General features: G+C 63.6%; 17 protein-coding genes, 1 tRNA gene and 2 pseudogenes. 9 read left to right on the top strand and 11 right to left on the bottom strand.

The features are described 5' to 3' along the window. Positions 1 to 185: 185 nt before the first annotated feature. Positions 186 to 419, top strand: a complete 234-nt coding sequence (locus G4Q83_RS01170) for a hypothetical protein (protein WP_128419291.1) — start codon at positions 186 to 188, stop codon at positions 417 to 419. Positions 420 to 584: 165 nt separating this feature from the next. Here G4Q83_RS01170 and G4Q83_RS01165 read toward each other — a convergent pair whose 3' ends face one another. The 7 genes from G4Q83_RS01165 to G4Q83_RS01135 form a co-directional block, all read right to left on the bottom strand. Next, on the bottom strand, positions 585 to 1,682 hold the full coding sequence (locus G4Q83_RS01165) for a hypothetical protein (protein WP_128419290.1): 1,098 nt from the start codon (positions 1,680 to 1,682) through the stop codon (positions 585 to 587). Next, the gene (locus tag G4Q83_RS01160; RefSeq protein WP_128419333.1) at positions 1,682 to 2,176 is read right to left on the bottom strand and encodes a DUF4365 domain-containing protein; all 495 of its coding nucleotides are present in this window, start codon (positions 2,174 to 2,176) and stop codon (positions 1,682 to 1,684) included. The genes G4Q83_RS01165 and G4Q83_RS01160 overlap by 1 nt, the downstream gene beginning before the upstream one ends. A gap of 251 nt (positions 2,177 to 2,427) precedes the next feature. Next, positions 2,428 to 2,503, bottom strand: a tRNA-Thr gene (locus G4Q83_RS01155). A gap of 35 nt (positions 2,504 to 2,538) precedes the next feature. Beyond that, a complete protein-coding gene (gene ispH, locus G4Q83_RS01150; RefSeq protein ID WP_128419289.1) occupies positions 2,539 to 3,489 on the bottom strand; it encodes a 4-hydroxy-3-methylbut-2-enyl diphosphate reductase in 951 nt (316 codons plus the stop codon). A 58-nt stretch (positions 3,490 to 3,547) separates the two neighbouring features. Continuing rightward, on the bottom strand, positions 3,548 to 4,051 hold the full coding sequence (gene lspA / locus G4Q83_RS01145) for a signal peptidase II (protein ID WP_128419288.1): 504 nt from the start codon (positions 4,049 to 4,051) through the stop codon (positions 3,548 to 3,550). A gap of 101 nt (positions 4,052 to 4,152) precedes the next feature. Continuing rightward, entirely contained in the window at positions 4,153 to 6,984 is a 2,832-nt protein-coding gene (gene ileS, locus G4Q83_RS01140; protein ID WP_128419287.1) for an isoleucine--tRNA ligase, read from the bottom strand. A gap of 6 nt (positions 6,985 to 6,990) precedes the next feature. Next, on the bottom strand, positions 6,991 to 8,016 hold the full coding sequence (locus G4Q83_RS01135; RefSeq protein ID WP_128419286.1) for a bifunctional riboflavin kinase/FAD synthetase: 1,026 nt from the start codon (positions 8,014 to 8,016) through the stop codon (positions 6,991 to 6,993). A gap of 203 nt (positions 8,017 to 8,219) precedes the next feature. Between G4Q83_RS01135 and G4Q83_RS01130 the strand changes: the two are divergent. From G4Q83_RS01130 to G4Q83_RS01120, 3 genes and pseudogenes are all read left to right on the top strand, one after another. Further along, positions 8,220 to 8,546 (top strand): annotated as a pseudogene (locus tag G4Q83_RS01130) (transposase); the annotation flags it as partial. Between the two features lie 295 nt (positions 8,547 to 8,841). Then, the gene (locus G4Q83_RS01125; protein ID WP_128419285.1) at positions 8,842 to 9,207 is read left to right on the top strand and encodes a radical SAM protein; all 366 of its coding nucleotides are present in this window, start codon (positions 8,842 to 8,844) and stop codon (positions 9,205 to 9,207) included. A 215-nt stretch (positions 9,208 to 9,422) separates the two neighbouring features. Continuing rightward, positions 9,423 to 9,863 (top strand): hypothetical protein, encoded by a 441-nt coding sequence (locus tag G4Q83_RS01120; protein ID WP_128419284.1) that lies wholly within the window; start codon positions 9,423 to 9,425, stop codon positions 9,861 to 9,863. A 103-nt stretch (positions 9,864 to 9,966) separates the two neighbouring features. Here G4Q83_RS01120 and G4Q83_RS01115 read toward each other — a convergent pair whose 3' ends face one another. Beyond that, entirely contained in the window at positions 9,967 to 10,950 is a 984-nt protein-coding gene (locus G4Q83_RS01115) for an IS5 family transposase (protein WP_185817191.1), read from the bottom strand. A 450-nt stretch (positions 10,951 to 11,400) separates the two neighbouring features. Between G4Q83_RS01115 and G4Q83_RS01110 the strand changes: the two genes are divergently transcribed. From G4Q83_RS01110 to G4Q83_RS01095, 4 genes are all read left to right on the top strand, one after another. Then, the gene (locus G4Q83_RS01110) at positions 11,401 to 12,159 is read left to right on the top strand and encodes a hypothetical protein (RefSeq protein ID WP_158255094.1); all 759 of its coding nucleotides are present in this window, start codon (positions 11,401 to 11,403) and stop codon (positions 12,157 to 12,159) included. Continuing rightward, a complete protein-coding gene (locus G4Q83_RS24365; RefSeq protein WP_128421980.1) occupies positions 12,159 to 12,572 on the top strand; it encodes a PH domain-containing protein in 414 nt (137 codons plus the stop codon). The genes G4Q83_RS01110 and G4Q83_RS24365 overlap by 1 nt, the downstream gene beginning before the upstream one ends. 53 nt (positions 12,573 to 12,625) lie before the next feature. Continuing rightward, positions 12,626 to 13,609 carry an IS5 family transposase gene (locus G4Q83_RS01100; protein WP_185817191.1) on the top strand — a complete coding sequence of 328 codons (984 nt, stop codon included), beginning with the start codon at positions 12,626 to 12,628 and terminating at the stop codon, positions 13,607 to 13,609. Positions 13,610 to 13,791: 182 nt separating this feature from the next. Then, entirely contained in the window at positions 13,792 to 14,775 is a 984-nt protein-coding gene (locus tag G4Q83_RS01095) for an IS5 family transposase (RefSeq protein WP_185817191.1), read from the top strand. 231 nt (positions 14,776 to 15,006) lie between these two features. Here G4Q83_RS01095 and G4Q83_RS01090 read toward each other — a convergent pair. Continuing rightward, a pseudogene (locus tag G4Q83_RS01090) lies at positions 15,007 to 15,270 on the bottom strand (transposase); the annotation flags it as partial. A 104-nt stretch (positions 15,271 to 15,374) separates the two neighbouring features. After that, positions 15,375 to 16,967, bottom strand: coding sequence for a murein biosynthesis integral membrane protein MurJ (murJ, locus tag G4Q83_RS01085; RefSeq protein ID WP_185817400.1), 1,593 nt, complete (start codon positions 16,965 to 16,967; stop codon positions 15,375 to 15,377). Positions 16,968 to 17,084: 117 nt separating this feature from the next. Between murJ and rpsT the strand changes: the two genes are divergently transcribed. Beyond that, a complete protein-coding gene (gene rpsT / locus G4Q83_RS01080; protein ID WP_128421676.1) occupies positions 17,085 to 17,357 on the top strand; it encodes a 30S ribosomal protein S20 in 273 nt (90 codons plus the stop codon). Between the two features lie 124 nt (positions 17,358 to 17,481). Here rpsT and cgtA read toward each other — a convergent pair whose 3' ends face one another. Further along, positions 17,482 to 18,537: an Obg family GTPase CgtA gene (gene cgtA / locus G4Q83_RS01075; RefSeq protein ID WP_128421671.1), complete on the bottom strand. Its 1,056-nt coding sequence runs from the start codon at positions 18,535 to 18,537 to the stop codon at positions 17,482 to 17,484. Positions 18,538 to 18,587: the final 50 nt, after the last annotated feature.

Below are 18,587 nucleotides of genomic sequence, written 5' to 3'. Positions count from 1 at the left end.
GGTCGGCTCCGGCCCGGGGCGAGCGCCTGACGCGGGTCCAGCCGCCGGCGCAGGCGGGACGGACTTCACGCAGGCGCGGATCGCGGGTCTGCTAGCCTCCCGCCTCGAACCCCTGCGCAAGCGGCGCCGAGGCCATCCTGCGTATCGGCGTGGCCGAGCGGGCAAGCGAACGACAGGAGCGCGCGATGGACTTCCTGAAGATTCTCAAGTCCTTCGAGGACTTCGTCTACGAAGCGCTGATCTGGCTGATCCTGCTGCCGCAGACCCTGCTGCGCATCGTATTCAGCCCGCGCCGCATGGCCAGCTACGCCGAGCGCGAACTGGCCTCGGCCGACGACGAACAGCGCGACGAGGCGCGGACCTGGTGTCTATCTCAACTCTCTTCTGAAGCCTTGCTGGCCCTGCGGCTCAGTTGCTGAGGCTAGAAAAGAAATTCGAAACGATGATGCGAGAATTACATGACTAGACGAACTTCAAAGCAGAGAAGACTTGGCACAAACGAAAGAGTTCGTTGCGTGGCCCCATCGCGCACCAACGCTACTACACCCGACAGCTCGCCAAGGGGGTGGTACCGGGCCGTCCTTTTACGCGCCACCGAATAGATCAAAGTTGCCAAAAATTCTAAAACCAGTTGGCTCCACCATGCTGGCAGCTCGGGGTGTTACGATCACGCTACCACTAACCTGCACCAATTGCTTGTTCTCATGCGCGTGGATTGCATCAGGATATTCACTCGCCGCCAACTGAACACTGACACTGCGCTGCACTCCATTCGATAGCGTCGTGGCGACACGAATTAGACCAGCATCTTGCTCTGCCCGCCTATCTAACCGCTCAACAATTCCGATGATAGTTTCGTTCGATAGCGTGTAGGTCTGACGATAGTAATCAGCAGCAATCCGCAAATATGGCTGATGCGATGGAGGAAACTCAACGATTGTACGCGGCGAAGGGGCCAACTGATCGACCGCACTCGTATTTAAAGTAATCTCAACTGTCCGTGCGCGATCTTTTCCAGAGAATCGGGCGATAGCTTCGCAAAGATTCGCGCTTGCTCCGCACGTCAATGCCGATTCGAAGGAAATAGGATTCCGAGTCACCTGGTAGGCATCCAGAGCCTCTTTGAGGCCAAATAGTGCAGACTCCAACGTTCGGGTTGCAACACGCGCGAAATCCATCGACGGCTCGTTCTGCAATGTATCTTTACAAAAGACGTGAATCACGTAACTGCCGTGAGTCGTCTGGCCGAGACGCGCATTTTGAAGTAGCGCAGACACCAGTGCGGGCGGCCGCCCCTGATAAAGCGACCGCATTTCTATCGCAGCATTTGCCGCTGCGGAAATCAGCTCTTTGGCATTTGCATTGAGTGCGATTCCATCCTCCAACGGAATGCTTCCATCCTGAACGTCAGGATGAGCGACGCGGATTGATATAATATTATACGTACTCTCACGAATCTCTTGCGACAGCTCGCCGACATTTACTCCACTAAGAACAGCGAGCTTTTTTAGCACCTCTAGCAGCAGAAATTCTTTGTCGACAGCCTGTTCGGTTGGCAACAAAATTTCGCTGCCGCTCGCATCACCACACCTCCAAATTTCAACAAAGGCATCAGGAGCGCCGACTAAAGACCAACGTTGCGCCAAGAGATAGTCACGCAATTGGTGGAGCACAATGCTCATTATGCATCCCTCCGTTTGCTTGCAAGCGAAAGAAGGTTGGCGAGCGAAGCACTAGTCAACAGCTGCGTCAACGGGACACTGACAGTGATCGATTGCTGGTCAACTTCCGGAAGGCCCTTCAACGATACCCAATAGCAGTGTGTCCGAAGGAGCATCCCCTCCGTGACGTGCTGCGACCAGTCATCGCAGTTGCCTGGAACTTCCATAACGGCTAAATAGCGCGGGATGCTTAGCCTGACTTCTCGCAGGTCGTCATAGTTCTTTCGACTGAGCGAGAAGTTGATGTTGTCACCCACCCTTAAATCCTGGTGCGTACACTTCAGCTGAAAGCTAATCTGCGGATCACGTATCAGGCCACGAAAGTCCTTGCCAATGAACGTGATGTCGATGCTGTCATTGTCAACGGTCGGCACGGAGGAATTGATCCCCGCTTGCGCCGCCAATGCGCCGACAAAGGCCCGGTTGAATTGTTCTTTGCGCGCAGTGATATGCATCGACGTGGACACGCCCCCGTTACGCTTAGTGCCGATGACCGACAGCGAGCTATTCCGTAGCACCGCTACGCGAGCGCTAGCCCGAGCCACCCCCACAATGGTTCTACTCCAAGCCTGACTTTAACGGATCATGCGCAGCGCTGGTTGCGGGACGTGAGACTAGTTCCCGCAACGGCCACAGCTGATGACTTGCAGTTACTGGCAGTTATGAAAGAGCCGGCACTGGGCCGGCTCCGCAAGCCATTGATTTATGGTGCCGGAAATAGGAATCGAACCTACGACCTACGCATTACGAATGCGCCGCTCTACCAACTGAGCTATTCCGGCTGAACCGCGAATTCTAGGGGGGTGCCGGCCGCCGGTCAATTGATCAGGCGCAGGCGCAGTTCCTTGGGCAGGGCGAACACCATCGACTCCGGTTCGCCGGCCAGTTCGCCGACGCCGTCGGCGCCCAGTTCGCGCAGCCGCGCGATGACCCCGTCCACCAGCACCTGCGGCGCCGAGGCGCCGGCGGTCAGGCCGATGCGGCGCTTGCCGGCGACCCAGGCCGGGTCGATCTCGTCGGCGCCGTCGATCAGGTAGGACTCCACCCCATCGCGCCGCGCCAACTCGCTGAGCCGGTTGGAATTGGAGCTGTTCGGCGAGCCGACCACCAGCACCAGGTCGCACTGCCTGGCCAAGTCGCGCACCGCGTCCTGGCGGTTCTGGGTGGCGTAGCAGATGTCGTCGTTCTTCGGCCCCTGCATCGCCGGGTAGCGCGCGCGCAGCGCCTCGATGATGCCGCGGGTGTCGTCCACCGACAGCGTGGTCTGGGTGGTGTAGGCCAGGTTCTCCGGCTGCTGGATCTCCAGCGTGGCGACCTGCTCGATGTCCTCGACCAGGTAGATGCGCCCGGCGCCGCGCTCGCGGTTCCACTGGCCCATCGTGCCCTCCACCTCGGGGTGGCCGGCATGGCCGATCAGCACCACGTCGCGGCCGGCGCGGCAGTGCCGGGCCACTTCGAAATGGACCTTGGTGACCAGCGGGCAGGTCGCGTCGAACACCTTCAGCCCGCGCCGCTCGGCCTCCTGGCGCACCGCCTGGGACACGCCGTGGGCGCTGAAGATGACCGTGTTGCCGTCGGGCACTTCGTCCAGTTCTTCGACGAAGATCGCGCCGCGCTGCTTCAGATCGTCGACCACGAAGCGGTTGTGCACCACCTCGTGGCGCACGTAGATCGGCGCGCCCAGGGTCTCGATGGCGCGCTTGACGATCTCGATCGCGCGGTCGACGCCGGCGCAGAAACCGCCGGGATTGGCGAGCAGGACGTCCATAAATTAGACAGTCCGGCCATGGAGGGCCGGGCGCTTCAACAGGGAGGTTGGCATCGCATTATCCCGCTTTTCGCTTCGACTTGCCGTCGAACACGCCAAACAGGGCGATGCCCACGGCGCCGGCGACGATCGCCGAGTCGGCGATGTTGAACGAGGGCCAGTAGTGGTCGCCCACGTACCACTGGATGAAATCGACCACGTGGCCATGCAGCAGCCGGTCGATCACGTTGCCGATCGCGCCGCCGATGACCAGGGCGTACGGCAGCGCGCTGCGCCAGTCGCCGCGCGGGGTGCGCGCCAGCCACCAGGCCAGCAGGCCGCTGATGCCCATCGCCAGCGCGGTGAAGAACCACAGCTGCCAACCACCGGCCTGGCTCAGGAAGCTGAACGCGGCGCCGGTGTTGTAGGTACGGTACCAGTTCCAGAAGCCGGGGATCACCGGCACCGCGGTGAACTCGGGCAGGCTGGACAGCACCCAGGCCTTGCTCCACTGGTCCAGGCCGATCACCAGCGCGGACAGCAGCAGCCAGATCAGGGCGGAAGGGTTGGGTCGTACGGTCATGCGCGGGGTCCGCCTCGGGCAAAGGATGGGTGCAAAGGAAATCTACGCGGAACGAGGCGGTGGCGAACACCTCGCCGCGGCTCCAGCCGCGCAGGGACGGCTCAGAACCAGTGGCGCTCCTCGCCCAGCCCGTCGATGTTGCCGATGCAGCGGCCGCACAGCTCCGGGTGCGCCGGATCCATGCCCACGTCGGCGCGGTGGTGCCAGCAACGCACGCATTTCTGCTTGGCGGTGGCCTGCGCGCTGACGAAGATCTCGTCGGTGCTGGCCTCGCGCACCACCACGTCGCCGCTGATGAACAGGAAGCGCAGTTCCTCCTGCAGCGGCTGCAGCCTGGCGGCGGTCTGCGCGTCGGCGGCGACGGTGATCTCCGCCTCCAGCGCCGCGCCGATCACGCCGTTGCCGCGCATCGGCTCCAGCACCTTGGCCACCTGCTCGCGCAGCGCCAGCAGCCGCTCGAAATCGGCCGCGCTCAGCGCCGCGTCCTCCGGCAGCGGCGCCAGGCCTTCGTACCAGGTCGCGAACAGTACGTTGCCGGCATGCGCGCCGGGCAGGTAGCCCCACAGTTCGTCGGCGGTGAAACTCAGGATCGGCGCGATCCAGCGCACGAACGCCTCGGCGACATGGAACATCGCGGTCTGCGCCGAACGCCGGCCGTGCGAGTCCTCGGGCATCGTGTACAGCCGGTCCTTGGTCACGTCCAGGTACAGCGAACCCAGGTCCACGCTGCAGAAGTTGAGCAGGGCCTGCACGATCGCGGCGAAGTCGTAGCGCACGTAGGCGGCCTTGATCTGCTCCTGCACCTCGTAGGCGCGATGCACGATCCAGCGGTCCAGCGCCACCAGCTCCGGCAAGGTGCGCAGGTGCGCGGCCGGATTGAAGCCGTGCAGGTTGCCGAGCAGGAAGCGCGCGGTGTTGCGCAGGCGCCGGTAGGCGTCGGCATTGCGCTTGAGGATCTCCTGCGACAGCGACATCTCGTTGCTGTAGTCGCTGGAGGCGATCCACAGGCGCAGGATGTCCGCGCCCAGCGTCTTCATGATGTCCTGCGGCTCGATGCCGTTGCCCAGCGACTTGGACATCTTGCGGCCGTGCTCGTCCACGGTGAAGCCGTGGGTCAGGCACTGCCGGTACGGCGCCGCCTGGTCCAGCGCCACGCCGGTCAGCAGCGAGGACTGGAACCAGCCGCGGTGCTGGTCCGAGCCTTCCAGGTACAGGTCGGCCGGCTTGGGGATGCCGCGTTCGGCCAGCACCGCCTCGTGGGTGACGCCCGAATCGAACCACACGTCGAGGATGTCGGTGATCTTGTCGTACTCGGCCGCCTCCTCGCCGAGCAGTTCGCCGGCGTCGAGCGTGTACCACACGTCCACCCCGCCTTCCTCGACGCGGTCGGCGACCTGGCGCATCAGCTCGGTGCTGCGCGGATGCGGCTCGCCGGTCTCGCGATGCACGAACAGCGCGATCGGCACGCCCCAGGTGCGCTGCCGCGAGATGGTCCAGTCCGGACGCCCGGCGACCATGCCGGCGATGCGCGCCTGGCCCCAGGACGGATACCAGTGCACGCCCTCGATCGCCTGCAGCGCGTCGGCGCGCAGGTTGGCCTGCTCCATCGAGATGAACCACTGCGGGGTGGCGCGGAACGCGATCGGGGTCTTGTGCCGCCAGCAGTGCGGGTAGCTGTGCACCATGCTCGCGTGCGCCAGCAGCGCGCCGCGCGCGGCCAGCACCTCGGCGATGGCGTCGCTGGCCTTCCAGATGTGCAGCCCGGCCAGCGCCACGCCGTCGGCCGGCGGGGTCGAGGGCAGGTACACGCCGCGGCCGTCGACCGGGTTGATCTGCGCGGCGCTGTAGCGCTCGATCAGGCCGTACTGCCTGGCCGCCACATAGTCTTCCTGGCCGTGCCCGGGCGCGGTATGCACCGCGCCGGTGCCGTCCTCGTCGGAGACATGGGCGCCGAGGATCAGCGGGATGTCGCGCGCGTCGTAGAACGGATGCGCCAGCAGCTGGTGCTCCAGCGCCGCGCCGGCGGCGCGGCCGTGCACCGCCACCTCGGTCACGCCGTAGCGCTGCAGCGCACGCTCGGCCAGCGCATCGGCCAGCACCAGCCAGCGGCGGCGGCCGTCGCGCGCCGGGCCTTCGACCAGCGCGTAGACCAGGTCCGGCCCCAGCGACACCGCCAGCGAGGCCGGCAGCGTCCACGGCGTGGTGGTCCAGATCGGCACCGCGACCTCGACCTCCTCCGGCAGATCGGCGCCGAACGCGGCGGCCAGCGCCGCGCCGTCGCGCGCGGTGTAGGCCACGTCCACGGTCGGCGACTGCTTGTCGGCGTACTCGATCTCCGCCTCGGCCAGCGCCGAGCCGCAATCGAAGCACCAGTGCACCGGCTTCACGCCGCGGGTCAGGTGGCCGTTGTCGACGATCCTGGCCAGCGCACGCATCTCGTTGGCTTCGAAATGGAAGTCGAGCGTGCGGTAGGGATTGTCCCAGTCGCCGATCACGCCCAGGCGCTTGAAGTCGCGGCGCTGGATGTCGATCTGCTCGTTGGCGTACTCGCGGCACTTCTGCCGGAACTGCGCCGCGTCCAGCTTGACCCCGACCTTGCCGTACTTCTTCTCGATCGCGATCTCGATCGGCAGGCCATGGCAGTCCCAGCCCGGGATGTACGGCGCATCGAAGCCGGCCAGGTACTTGGACTTGACGATGATGTCCTTGAGGATCTTGTTGACCGCATGGCCGAGGTGGATCGCGCCGTTGGCGTACGGCGGGCCGTCGTGCAGCACGAACAGCGGCCGGCCCTGGGCGTTGTCGCGCAGCTGCGTGTACAGCCCCTCGCCTTCCCAGCGGGCCAGCGTGTCCGGCTCGCGCTTGGGCAGGTCGCCGCGCATCGGGAAGTCCGTCGCCGGCAGGTGGAGGGTGGCTTTGTAGTCCTGGGTCACGGGGATTTACCGGTTGTCTTCATTGGAGAGTCCGGGCGCAGGCGCCGCGGGCTGGTGCAAGCGGCTCGCGCCATCGGCGTCCGCGCGCGCCAGCGCCGATTCCGGCGCGGACCCGAGCAGGCGCCGGGCCAGGGCGGCGTCGCGATGCATCTGTGCGGTCAGCACCGCCAGATCGGAGAATTTTTCTTCGTCGCGCAGCTTGGCGACGAATTCCACGGCGATGTGGCGCCCGTACAGGTCGCCCTGAAAATCGAACAGGTGCGCTTCCAGCAACGGTTCCACGCCCTGCACCGTCGGCCGCGTGCCGAAGCTGGACACCGACGGCCATGGCCGCTCGCCCACCCCGTGCACCCAGGTGGCGTAGATGCCCGACAGCGCCGGCGTGCGCGGGAAACGCAGGTTGGCGGTGGGATAGCCGAGGGTGCGCCCGAGCTGCTTGCCGCGCACCACGCGACCGTCGATCGCGTACGGGCGGCCGAGCAGTTCGGCGGCATGCGCGAACGCGCCGGCCACCAGCAGTTCGCGGATGCGGGTGCTGGAGATGCGCTCCTCGCGCAGGTGCACCGGCTCGATCTCGCCGGCGGCGAAGCCCCGTTGCGCGCCCATCTCGCGCAGCAGCGCGATATCGCCGCCGCGCTTGTAGCCGAAGCGGAACGCCGGGCCGATCCACACTTCGCGCGCCTGCAGCCGATCGACCAGGGTGCGGCGCACGAAATCCTGCGCGCTCATGGCCGACAGGCACCGATCGAAGCGCAGCAGGCCGACGCTGTCGACGCCGAGCTGGTGCAGGCCTTCGACCTTGGCCCGCGCCAGGGTCAGCCGCGCCGGCGGCGCCGCCGACGCGAAGAACTCGCGCGGCAGCGGCTCGAAGCTCAACGCCACCGCCGCCACGTCCAAGGCACGGGCACGCGCCAGCGCATGGCGCACCAGCGCACGGTGGCCCAGATGCAGGCCATCGAAGGCGCCGATGCAGACCACGCTTCCCTGCGGGAACAAAGTCCCGCCCTCGACGTCTCTAAAGAGCCTGCTCATTCCTCGGTCCGAAGCGCCGGCGCAGGGCGCCGGTGGGTGATGATGCGTAACCGTCGAGTATAGCGGCTGGTGCAGCGGCCTGGGCCTGGGCCTGGGCCTGGGCCTGGGCCTGGGGCTCAAGCTCAAGCTCAAGCTCAAGCTCGGGATCGGGATCGGGATCGCGGAGAAAGAAGATAGGCCCCTCCCAAGACCGGAATCGACTCATGAAACAGCAGACGCCGGCGATGGCTGCCGATCATGCGCTGGATTCGAGCAGTATCGTCGGCCGACGCACCAAAACGTGTTCCTGGCGAGGATGGAGCGGACCGTGCCATGGCCGGCGTTATGCGCGGTGGGTCGAGCCGCGCTATCCAAAGGCTGGCAATGGCCGGCCGCCGATCGGTTTGGCACGCATGCTGCGGATGTACTTCGTGCAGCACTGGTTCGATCTGGGCGATGAGGCCTGCGAGAAAGCCCTGCTGGACAGCACGGCACTGCGGCGGCTCGTCGGGATCGGCCTAGGCCGGGAGCGCGTGCCGGACGCGACATCGCGGGCTGGAGAAGAACACGAACCGCCGCTTCGTCGTGCGGCTTGGCCAAACCTGCACCTGGCGCGCGCATGTTTGAAGAGATAGTTGCGCCTGAGGCGCAACAGCGGACCGGAGCGTCCGAAAACAGTCGGTAACAATTGTCAATCACTGACCCACGCACGTCCCGGCCCGGATACTCAGGATCACTGCCCAGCTCGACTACATGATCAGCGTCTCACTATCGTGATACCCGCCAAACTTGACCACGGCACCACCTAGTGCTATGAACACGGACATCTAAAGGAATGGAAATCTCATGACTGAGGCAAAGGCTTATCACGCTCGCCTGATTGATCCACAGAATTTGACGATTTTGGGCACATATACTTGCACTGCTGCATGCAGGCAATGCTGCTTCGAATCAAGTCCCAAAGTAGTAGGAAGGCTCAAGCGTGAAGCGCTTCTGGCTCGCATCAAGGAAGCCAAGAGCAAGTTCGAGAACCTCAAGATAGTTGTATTCAGCGGTGGCGAGGCTACGCTTCTGAAAGAGGATCTCTATGAAGCCGTTGCTTTGTGTACGAGCTTAGGACTCTTGACACGCATCGTGTCGAACGGCTCTTGGGGTAAGACAGAACGATCTGCTAATCATGTTGCCTCAAAGCTGGCTGCTTCAGGCCTCTGAGAACTCAACATCAGCACCGGAAAAGATCATCAGGAGTTTGTCTCTCAGGATTGCGTCATCAACGCGGCCCAAGCCGTCACCGGCTGCATGATTCCAACACTGATCACCGTCGAGGCTGACGAGGAAAAAAACAGGCACTATCGCCATCTGGCGTCGGATCCGCGAGTACAGAAGTTGCTCGGGGGGGATTTCTACGCATTCAGTCCAACAGTTGGATGCCCTTTCACAACGATGCCGACGAGCGCGGCCAGGAAATCGACCAAGAAAGCTTGAGAAATGGCTGCGACCAGATCTTCTCAAACGTCGTTGTCACACCTCACGACAACCTGTCTGCGTGCTGCGGGTTGACACTCGAGCACATTCCAGAGATGCGCCTTGGCTGTTGTGATGGCAGCAATATGGATGAACTCTACTACGGCCAGTCTCAAGACTTCCTCAAATTTTGGATACACACGGACGGCCCATACGCGATCATCGAAAGTGTTCTAGGCAAGGAATCCGCAAAGATCCTTGATGGCGTAGTTCATATATGCCAAGCCTGCGTAATCCTTCATAAAGATGACGAGGTAAAGCGCGCAGTGTTATCCCGTTATCAGCAGCTTGCGCCAGAGGTCATGACCAGGTTCTACCTGAAGCGAGCTCTAGGGATAGTCTGATCAACGCGGTCGGAGGATGAGGCAAGCCATATCGACCACGCCCACGGCGCTCAGACCCTCGGTTTTTCGCCGTTTCCGGCGCATTTCCGGGGTATTTCCCGGATTACAGGCACACCCTCCCCACGACAGGCAGCAACTGCTTTCGCTTCAGCCACAGGTTCGACAGCGCAAACAGCGTCAGCACTTGCGCCGTGTTCTTCGCCAGGCCGCGATAGCGCACCTTGACGTAGCCAAACTGGCGCTTGATCACCCGGAACGGATGCTCCACCTTCGCCCTCAGGCTGGCCTTGGCGTGCTCCCAGCGCTGTGCCCACTTCAATTCGCGCTTGCTCTTGATCTGCTTCAGCTTCGAGGGCTTCTCCGCGATCAGATAGCGCAGCTTGCGCTTGCTCGCCATCTCCTCGCGCTTGGCCAGCCCGGTGTAGCCGCTGTCGCCGCATACCGTGTCTTCCTTGCCGTGCAGCAGCTTGTGCGCCTGGGTGATATCTGCGGCGTTGGCCGCCGTGCATTCCAAGTGGTGCACCAGCCCGGACTCATCGTCCACGCCGATGTGCGCTTTCATCCCGAAGTAGTACTGATTGCCCTTCTTGGTCTGGTGCATTTCCGGGTCGCGCTCGCCGTTCTTGTTCTTGGTCGAGCTGGGCGCGGCAATGATCGTGGCGTCCACGATGGTGCCGCCGCGCAGGCTCTGGCCCTTGCGCGATAGGTGCGCGTTGACCCGGTTGAACAGCGTGCGCGCCAGATCGTGCGTCTCCAGCAACCGGCGGAAGTTGAGGATCGTGGTCTCGTCCGGCACCTCATCCAACCCGCCGATCCTGGCGAAACGGCGCATCGACGCCGTGTCGTACAAGGCTTCTTCCGCGCCCGGGTCGCTCAGTGCGTACCACTGCTGCAGAAAGTGGATGCGCAGCATTGTCTCCAGCGGGTACGGCTGACGGCCCGGATGGCCCGACTTCGGATAGTGCGGCGCGATCAGCGCCAGCAGGTCTTTCCACGGCACCACCTGATCCATCTCGGCCAGCAACCTTTCGCGCCGCGTCTGCTTGCGCTTGCCGTTGTACTCCGCGTCGCCGAAAGACAATTGCATCGTCGTTGTCCTGTTGGGCTTTGTACGATTGTCGCAGGATCAGAGGGAGTTGTTCAGACCATCCCTAGAAGTTTCGAGCAAAAAAAGTTCACCCATTCTAAACAAGGAAGAAGAGATCACATGAAGAGAAGGAAATTCATACAGGCTGCCCTGGTCGCCCCAGCAGCCGCCACAGCTACCGCTAGAGGCGCCAGCTCTGAAAGGCTCTATGGAACCCCGCTAAGCGTTCAGGCCGACGGGGGCCAAGCGACAGCGAGGTTCATGCTTCCGCTGTCGCAGACTGGCCTTCCAGCTGATTCGTGGGCGGAGTTGGCGCGAGTCGCGCAAGTCGTTGATCGCGTATTGACCTCTAGCGAAGAGTCGACCCGGTTCCGTGCGTCCCCAGAGAAATTCCTTCGATCCCATGGGCTCGACGGCTCTGACAGGATACTCAATAGCGAAGTCACGAGGATGCTCGCCTGCGCAAGCGACCCAGCTGTTCGGCTGACGTTAGAGAATTCAGACTGGGATGGCTCAATCAAACTCTTTAAGGCAGCGGGGCTCTTCGAGCAGCCCGACACGTCGGTGCTGACCAACCGAATCGCGACTGCGCTGCAAGGGAACTACGATGAAATTGCTAAGATTCTTCGATCAGAAGGACTGGTCACGCAAAAGGCCCAGGACCAGGCACTTCTGGAGCTCATCACCCACACGGCTGGCACCCCGACCGAAGATGACTTGGCAGCGCTCTACCATCTGACCTCCTCCGGGTGCGTCACACCGATGTTCTGCACAACTGTGACCGTTTGTGTCGCAGCCGTGACAGCTGGCGCCGCGGTTACAGCAGTGGTCTATCTGATGGTCGCGGTCGTTTCTGCAGCTGCCGTTCTTACTCAGGTCAGCACCTCTGGCAGTTCGCCACAACTCCCACAACCAGTTGAGGACCGCGGAGGTACGTTCAATGGAAGCATGACAAGGCTTGATCCGCTCTTGGTTAGGAACAGCCAGCGCGCGCTGCGGCTTGGAGCCATCCTTGGTAACTCAGAACTTCAAACACAGGTGTATCGAGACCTGATCTCACGTGAAGTGGATGCACTCATGCGCGCCATGGCCAGTGCAGGCCTCTTCGGTTTCGACGAGACCCAACTCAGAACAGCCATATCCGCGGTTCAGGCCTATTCACTCAGGGTCTCTGGACTAGCACCTCAGAGTGAGAGCCGGAGCAAGTGATGACGTTTAGATCGAAGATCGACTGGTGGTTAGCGGCCATCATGCTGGTAGTGATCGCTGCCTCTCTCGCAACTGTCATAGCTGCGTCGCATGGGCGATCCAATGGAGGCTTGCTAACTGCGGCAGCCGTCTTTGTTATAGGTACCGTATTGCCCGCTTGGCTCCTGCTTTCCACAGCCTACACCGTTGAATCAGAAGTCCTCATCGTTCGCAGCGGCCCGATCAGGCAACGTATACCGCCAGATCAGATTAGTGACATAAGTCCCTCATCAAATCCAGTTTCCAGCCCAGCCCTCTCTCTTGATCGCCTTGAAATACACCATGGCCAGAAGAGAACTCTGGTGTCCCCGAAAGACAAACAAGGGTTTATCAAGGCCATCAGAGACGCGCAAAGAGCCTTAGGGATGGTCTGAACAACTCCCTCTGATCCTGCGACAATCGTACAAAGCCCAACAGGACAACGACGATGCAATTGTCTTTCGGCGACGCGGAGTACAACGGCAAGCGCAAGCAGACGCGGCGCGAAAGGTTGCTGGCCGAGATGGATCAGGTGGTGCCGTGGAAAGACCTGCTGGCGCTGATCGCGCCGCACTATCCGAAGTCGGGCCATCCGGGCCGTCAGCCGTACCCGCTGGAGACAATGCTGCGCATCCACTTTCTGCAGCAGTGGTACGCACTGAGCGACCCGGGCGCGGAAGAAGCCTTGTACGACACGGCGTCGATGCGCCGTTTCGCCAGGATCGGCGGGTTGGATGAGGTGCCGGACGAGACCACGATCCTCAACTTCCGCCGGTTGCTGGAGACGCACGATCTGGCGCGCACGCTGTTCAACCGGGTCAACGCGCACCTATCGCGCAAGGGCCAGAGCCTGCGCGGCGGCACCATCGTGGACGCCACGATCATTGCCGCGCCCAGCTCGACCAAGAACAAGAACGGCGAGCGCGACCCGGAAATGCACCAGACCAAGAAGGGCAATCAGTACTACTTCGGGATGAAAGCGCACATCGGCGTGGACGATGAGTCCGGGCTGGTGCACCACTTGGAATGCACGGCGGCCAACGCCGCAGATATCACCCAGGCGCACAAGCTGCTGCACGGCAAGGAAGACACGGTATGCGGCGACAGCGGCTACACCGGGCTGGCCAAGCGCGAGGAGATGGCGAGCAAGCGCAAGCTGCGCTATCTGATCGCGGAGAAGCCCTCGAAGCTGAAGCAGATCAAGAGCAAGCGCGAATTGAAGTGGGCACAGCGCTGGGAGCACGCCAAGGCCAGCCTGAGGGCGAAGGTGGAGCATCCGTTCCGGGTGATCAAGCGCCAGTTTGGCTACGTCAAGGTGCGCTATCGCGGCCTGGCGAAGAACACGGCGCAAGTGCTGACGCTGTTTGCGCTGTCGAACCTGTGGCTGAAGCGAAAGCAGTTGCTGCCTGTCGTGGGGAGGGTGTGCCTGTAATCCGGGAAATACCCCGGAAATGCGCCGGAAACGGCGAAAAACCGAGGGTCTGAGCGCCGTGGGCGTGGTCGATATGGCTTGCCTCATCCTCCGACCGCGTTGATCAGACTATCCTTAGGGATGGTCTGAACAACTCCCTCTGATCCTGCGACAATCGTACAAAGCCCAACAGGACAACGACGATGCAATTGTCTTTCGGCGACGCGGAGTACAACGGCAAGCGCAAGCAGACGCGGCGCGAAAGGTTGCTGGCCGAGATGGATCAGGTGGTGCCGTGGAAAGACCTGCTGGCGCTGATCGCGCCGCACTATCCGAAGTCGGGCCATCCGGGCCGTCAGCCGTACCCGCTGGAGACAATGCTGCGCATCCACTTTCTGCAGCAGTGGTACGCACTGAGCGACCCGGGCGCGGAAGAAGCCTTGTACGACACGGCGTCGATGCGCCGTTTCGCCAGGATCGGCGGGTTGGATGAGGTGCCGGACGAGACCACGATCCTCAACTTCCGCCGGTTGCTGGAGACGCACGATCTGGCGCGCACGCTGTTCAACCGGGTCAACGCGCACCTATCGCGCAAGGGCCAGAGCCTGCGCGGCGGCACCATCGTGGACGCCACGATCATTGCCGCGCCCAGCTCGACCAAGAACAAGAACGGCGAGCGCGACCCGGAAATGCACCAGACCAAGAAGGGCAATCAGTACTACTTCGGGATGAAAGCGCACATCGGCGTGGACGATGAGTCCGGGCTGGTGCACCACTTGGAATGCACGGCGGCCAACGCCGCAGATATCACCCAGGCGCACAAGCTGCTGCACGGCAAGGAAGACACGGTATGCGGCGACAGCGGCTACACCGGGCTGGCCAAGCGCGAGGAGATGGCGAGCAAGCGCAAGCTGCGCTATCTGATCGCGGAGAAGCCCTCGAAGCTGAAGCAGATCAAGAGCAAGCGCGAATTGAAGTGGGCACAGCGCTGGGAGCACGCCAAGGCCAGCCTGAGGGCGAAGGTGGAGCATCCGTTCCGGGTGATCAAGCGCCAGTTTGGCTACGTCAAGGTGCGCTATCGCGGCTTGGCGAAGAACACCGCGCAGGTGCTGACGCTGTTTGCGCTGTCGAACCTGTGGCTGAAGCGAAAGCAGTTGCTGCCTGTCGTGGGGAGGGTGTGCCTGTAACCCGGGCAATACCCCGGAAATGCGCCGGAAACGGCGAAAAACCGAGGGTCTGAGCGCCGTGGGCGTGGTCGATATGGCTTGCCTCATCCTCCGACCGCGTTGATCAGACTATCCTTAAGGAAGGTCTGAGCAACGCCGTCAGAGGATGAGGCAATCCAAATCGGCCACGCTGACGGCACTCAGCCCCTTGGTTTTCGCCGTCTCCGGCGCATTTTCGGGGTATTGCCCGGGTTACAGGCACACCCTCCCCACGACATGCATCAACTGCTTTGGCTTCATCCACAGGTTCGACAGCGCAAACAGCGTCAGCACCTGCGCGGTGTTCTTCGCCAAGCCGCGATAGCGCACCTTGACGTAGCCAAACTGGCGCTTGATCACCCGAAACGGGTGTTCCACCTTCGCTCGCAGGCTGGCCTTGACATGCTCCCAGCGTCGGGCCCACTTCAATTCGCGCTTGTTGTTGATCTGCTTGAGCTTGGAGGGCTTCTCGGCGATCAGGTGTCGCAGGATCAGCCGGAGTTGTTCAGACCTTCCTTAAAGCAAGAAATCCCAGCAATGCCGTGCAGTCGCGCAGAATCCCGAATCCCGGGCCCTGGGCTTCACTGCTCCCGCAGATCCCGCGGCCGGAATCCCAGCGCCAGCAACGCCAGCAGGTACACCGCGCCGCCGCCGCCGACCAGCGCCAACAGGCTGCCGATGCGGTGCCACTTGTCCATCGTGGTGAAGCCCGGCAGCCAGTGCAGGCCCAGCGCCAGCACCGCGGCCATCACCGCGCAGGCCACGCCCAGCCTCAGCAGGTAGCCGGCCCAGCCCGGTCGCGGCCGGTACACCTCGGCGCGGCGCAGCCAGCGCCACAGCAGCGACAGGTTGATGTAGCTGGCCACCGCGCTGGCCAGGCCCAGCGCCAGATGCAGGCCCGGCACCGCCGCCAGCGCCGCGCGCATGCCCTGCGCGCGCAGGTCGGCCGGCACCCACAGCTGGTACAGGATGGCCAGGAACAGCAGGTTCAGCACCATGTTCGCGACCAGCGCGACCACCCCGGCGCGCACCGGGGTGCGCGTGTCCTGGCGCGAGTAGAACGCCGGCAGCAGCACCTTCAGCAGCGCGAATGCGGGCAGGCCGAAGCTCAGCCCGAACACCGACATCGCCGCCATGCGCGTGTCGAACGCGGTGAACTTGCCGTACTGGAATAGCGTGGCCACCAGCGGCTGGCTCAGCAGCATCAGCCCCAGCATCGCCGGCACCGCGATCAGCAGGGTGGCGCGCAGGCCCCAGTCCAGCGCATTGGAGAAACCGACGTGGTCGGTCTTGACGTGGTGCCGCGACAGCGCCGGCAGGATCACCGTGCCCAGCGCCACGCCGAACACGCCCAGCGGCAGTTCCAGGAAGCGGTCGGCCTGCGACAGCCAGCTCTGCGAACCGGCGAACAGGAACGAGGCGATCACCGTGTCCAGCAACAGGTTGATCTGCGCGATCGAGGAGCCGAACAGGGTCGGCACCATCAAGGTCAGCACGCGGCGCACATCCGGGTGCCGCCAGCCCCAGCACGGCAGGGTCAGCAGGTCGATGCCGCGCAGCGCCGGCAGCTGGAACAGCAGCTGCAGCACGCCGGCCACCAGCACCGCCCAGCCCATCGCCAGGATCGGCACCTCCAGCTTCGGCGCCAGCCACAGTGCGCCGGCGATCATGCACAGGTTGAGGATCACCGGGGTCAGCGCCGGCAGGCCGAAGCGGTGGAAGCTGTTCAGGGCGCCGCCGGCCAGCGCGGTCAGCGATACGAACAGCAGGAACGGGAAGGTCAGCCGCAACAGGTCCACGATCAGCCCGAACTTGACCGGATCGTCGCTGGCGCCGGGATTGAACAGCAACGCCACCTGCGGGGTGAAGATCAGCCCCAGCGCGGTGACCAGCAGCAGGATCCCGCCCAGGGTGCCGGACACCCGCGACATCAGCGCGCGCAGGTCGGCATGCGGCCGGGTTTCCTTCACCTCGGTGAACACCGGCACGAAAGCGGTGGCGAACGAACCCTCGGCGAACAGGCGGCGCAGGAAGTTGGGGATGCGGAACGCGACCCAGAACGCATCGGTGGTCGCATTGGCGCCGAAGGAGATGGTGATCGCCTGATCGCGTACCAGCCCGAGCACGCGCGAGACCAGGGTCATGCTGCTGAATGAAAGCAGCCCGCGCAGCATGCGCGGCGCGCTCATGCAGCGCCCCTCTTGACAATCGGCTTGACGCAGTTGTTTGGACGCTTCATACTCCCCCGCTTGTTTTTATCCACCACACAGCTTCCCAGGAAAACCACCACCGTGGCCAATATCAAGTCCGCCAAGAAGCGCGCCAAGCAGACCGTCGTGCGCAACGCGCGCAACACGGCTCAGCGTTCGATGCTGCGCACCGCCGTCAAGAAGGTCATCAAGGCCCTGGACGCCAACGACGCCGCCGGCGCCGAAGCCGCTTTCGCCGTGGCCCAGCCGATCCTCGACCGTTTCAGCTCGCGCGGCCTGATCCACAAGAACAAGGCTGCGCGCCACAAGAGCCGCCTGAGCGCCCGCATCAAGGCGATCAAGACCGCCGCCTGAGCGGTTGCGGTCGCTGCCGGAAGCGCCAGCACTTCCGGCACTAAGAAAAAGCCCGGCCTCGGCCGGGTTTTTCGTGCGCGCGCGATCCGATGCGGGCAGCTGCACGCCGTGCCGGCCGCCGCGCTCAGGGCGCATTGGCAGCCGCTTCCAGCGCGTCCTCGCGCTGGCGGTCGAAGAACGCCATCGCGTCCTGCATGATCGGCCAGGTGCCTTCCCGCCCCAGCGCCGAGACCAGATACCACGGCCGGGTCCAGCCGAGTTTGGCGACGACCTGCTCGGCCAGCGCGCGCGCCTGGTCCTCGAGCATCAGATCGGCCTTGTTCAGCACCAGCCAGCGCGGCTTGGCCAGCAGCTCGGCGTCGTGCTTCTCCAACTCGCGCTCGATCGCGCGCACCTGCTCGGTCGGCGACACGCCGTCCACGCCGCCCTCCATCGGCGCCAGGTCCACCAGGTGCAGCAGCAAGCGGGTGCGCTGTAGGTGGCGCAGGAACTGCGCGCCCAGGCCGGCGCCGTCGGCCGCGCCTTCGATCAGGCCGGGGATGTCGGCGATGACGAAGCTGCGATAGGCCTCGACGCTGACCACGCCCAGGTTCGGATACAGCGTGGTGAACGGATAGTCGGCGACCTTCGGCGTGGCCGCGGACACCGCGCGGATGAAGGTGCTCTTGCCGGCATTGGGGAAACCGAGCAGGCCGACGTCGGCGAGCAGCTTCAGTTCCAGCTTCAGCGTACGCGCCTCGCCTTCCTCGCCCGGCGTCGCCTTGCGCGGGGCGCGCGTCACCGAGCTCTTGAAATGCATGTTGCCCAGGCCGCCCTTGCCGCCCTGCGCGACCAGCAGGCGATCGCCATGCGCGACCAGGTCGCCGATGGTCTCGTCGGTGTCGACGTTGATCACCACGGTGCCGACCGGCACGGTGATGGCCAGATCGTCGCCGGCCTTGCCGTACATCTGCCGGCCCATGCCGTTCTCGCCGCGCTGCGCGCGGAACGTACGCTGATGGCGGAAATCGACCAGGGTGTTGAGGTTCTCGTCGGCGACCAGCCACACGCTGCCGCCGTCGCCGCCGTCGCCGCCGTCCGGGCCGCCGAGCGGAATGAACTTCTCGCGGCGGAAGCCGATGCAGCCGTTGCCGCCATTGCCGGCACCGACCTGGATTTCTGCTTCGTCGACCAACTTCATGGGATTTGGGATTCGCGATTGGGGATTGGAAAAACCACCAGATGCCGCAG

It is taken from the genome of Xanthomonas theicola (genome assembly GCF_014236795.1).
GTDB classification, from domain to species: Bacteria; Pseudomonadota; Gammaproteobacteria; order Xanthomonadales; family Xanthomonadaceae; genus Xanthomonas_A; species Xanthomonas_A theicola.
This window is presented reverse-complemented; position numbering and strand designations above follow the sequence as displayed.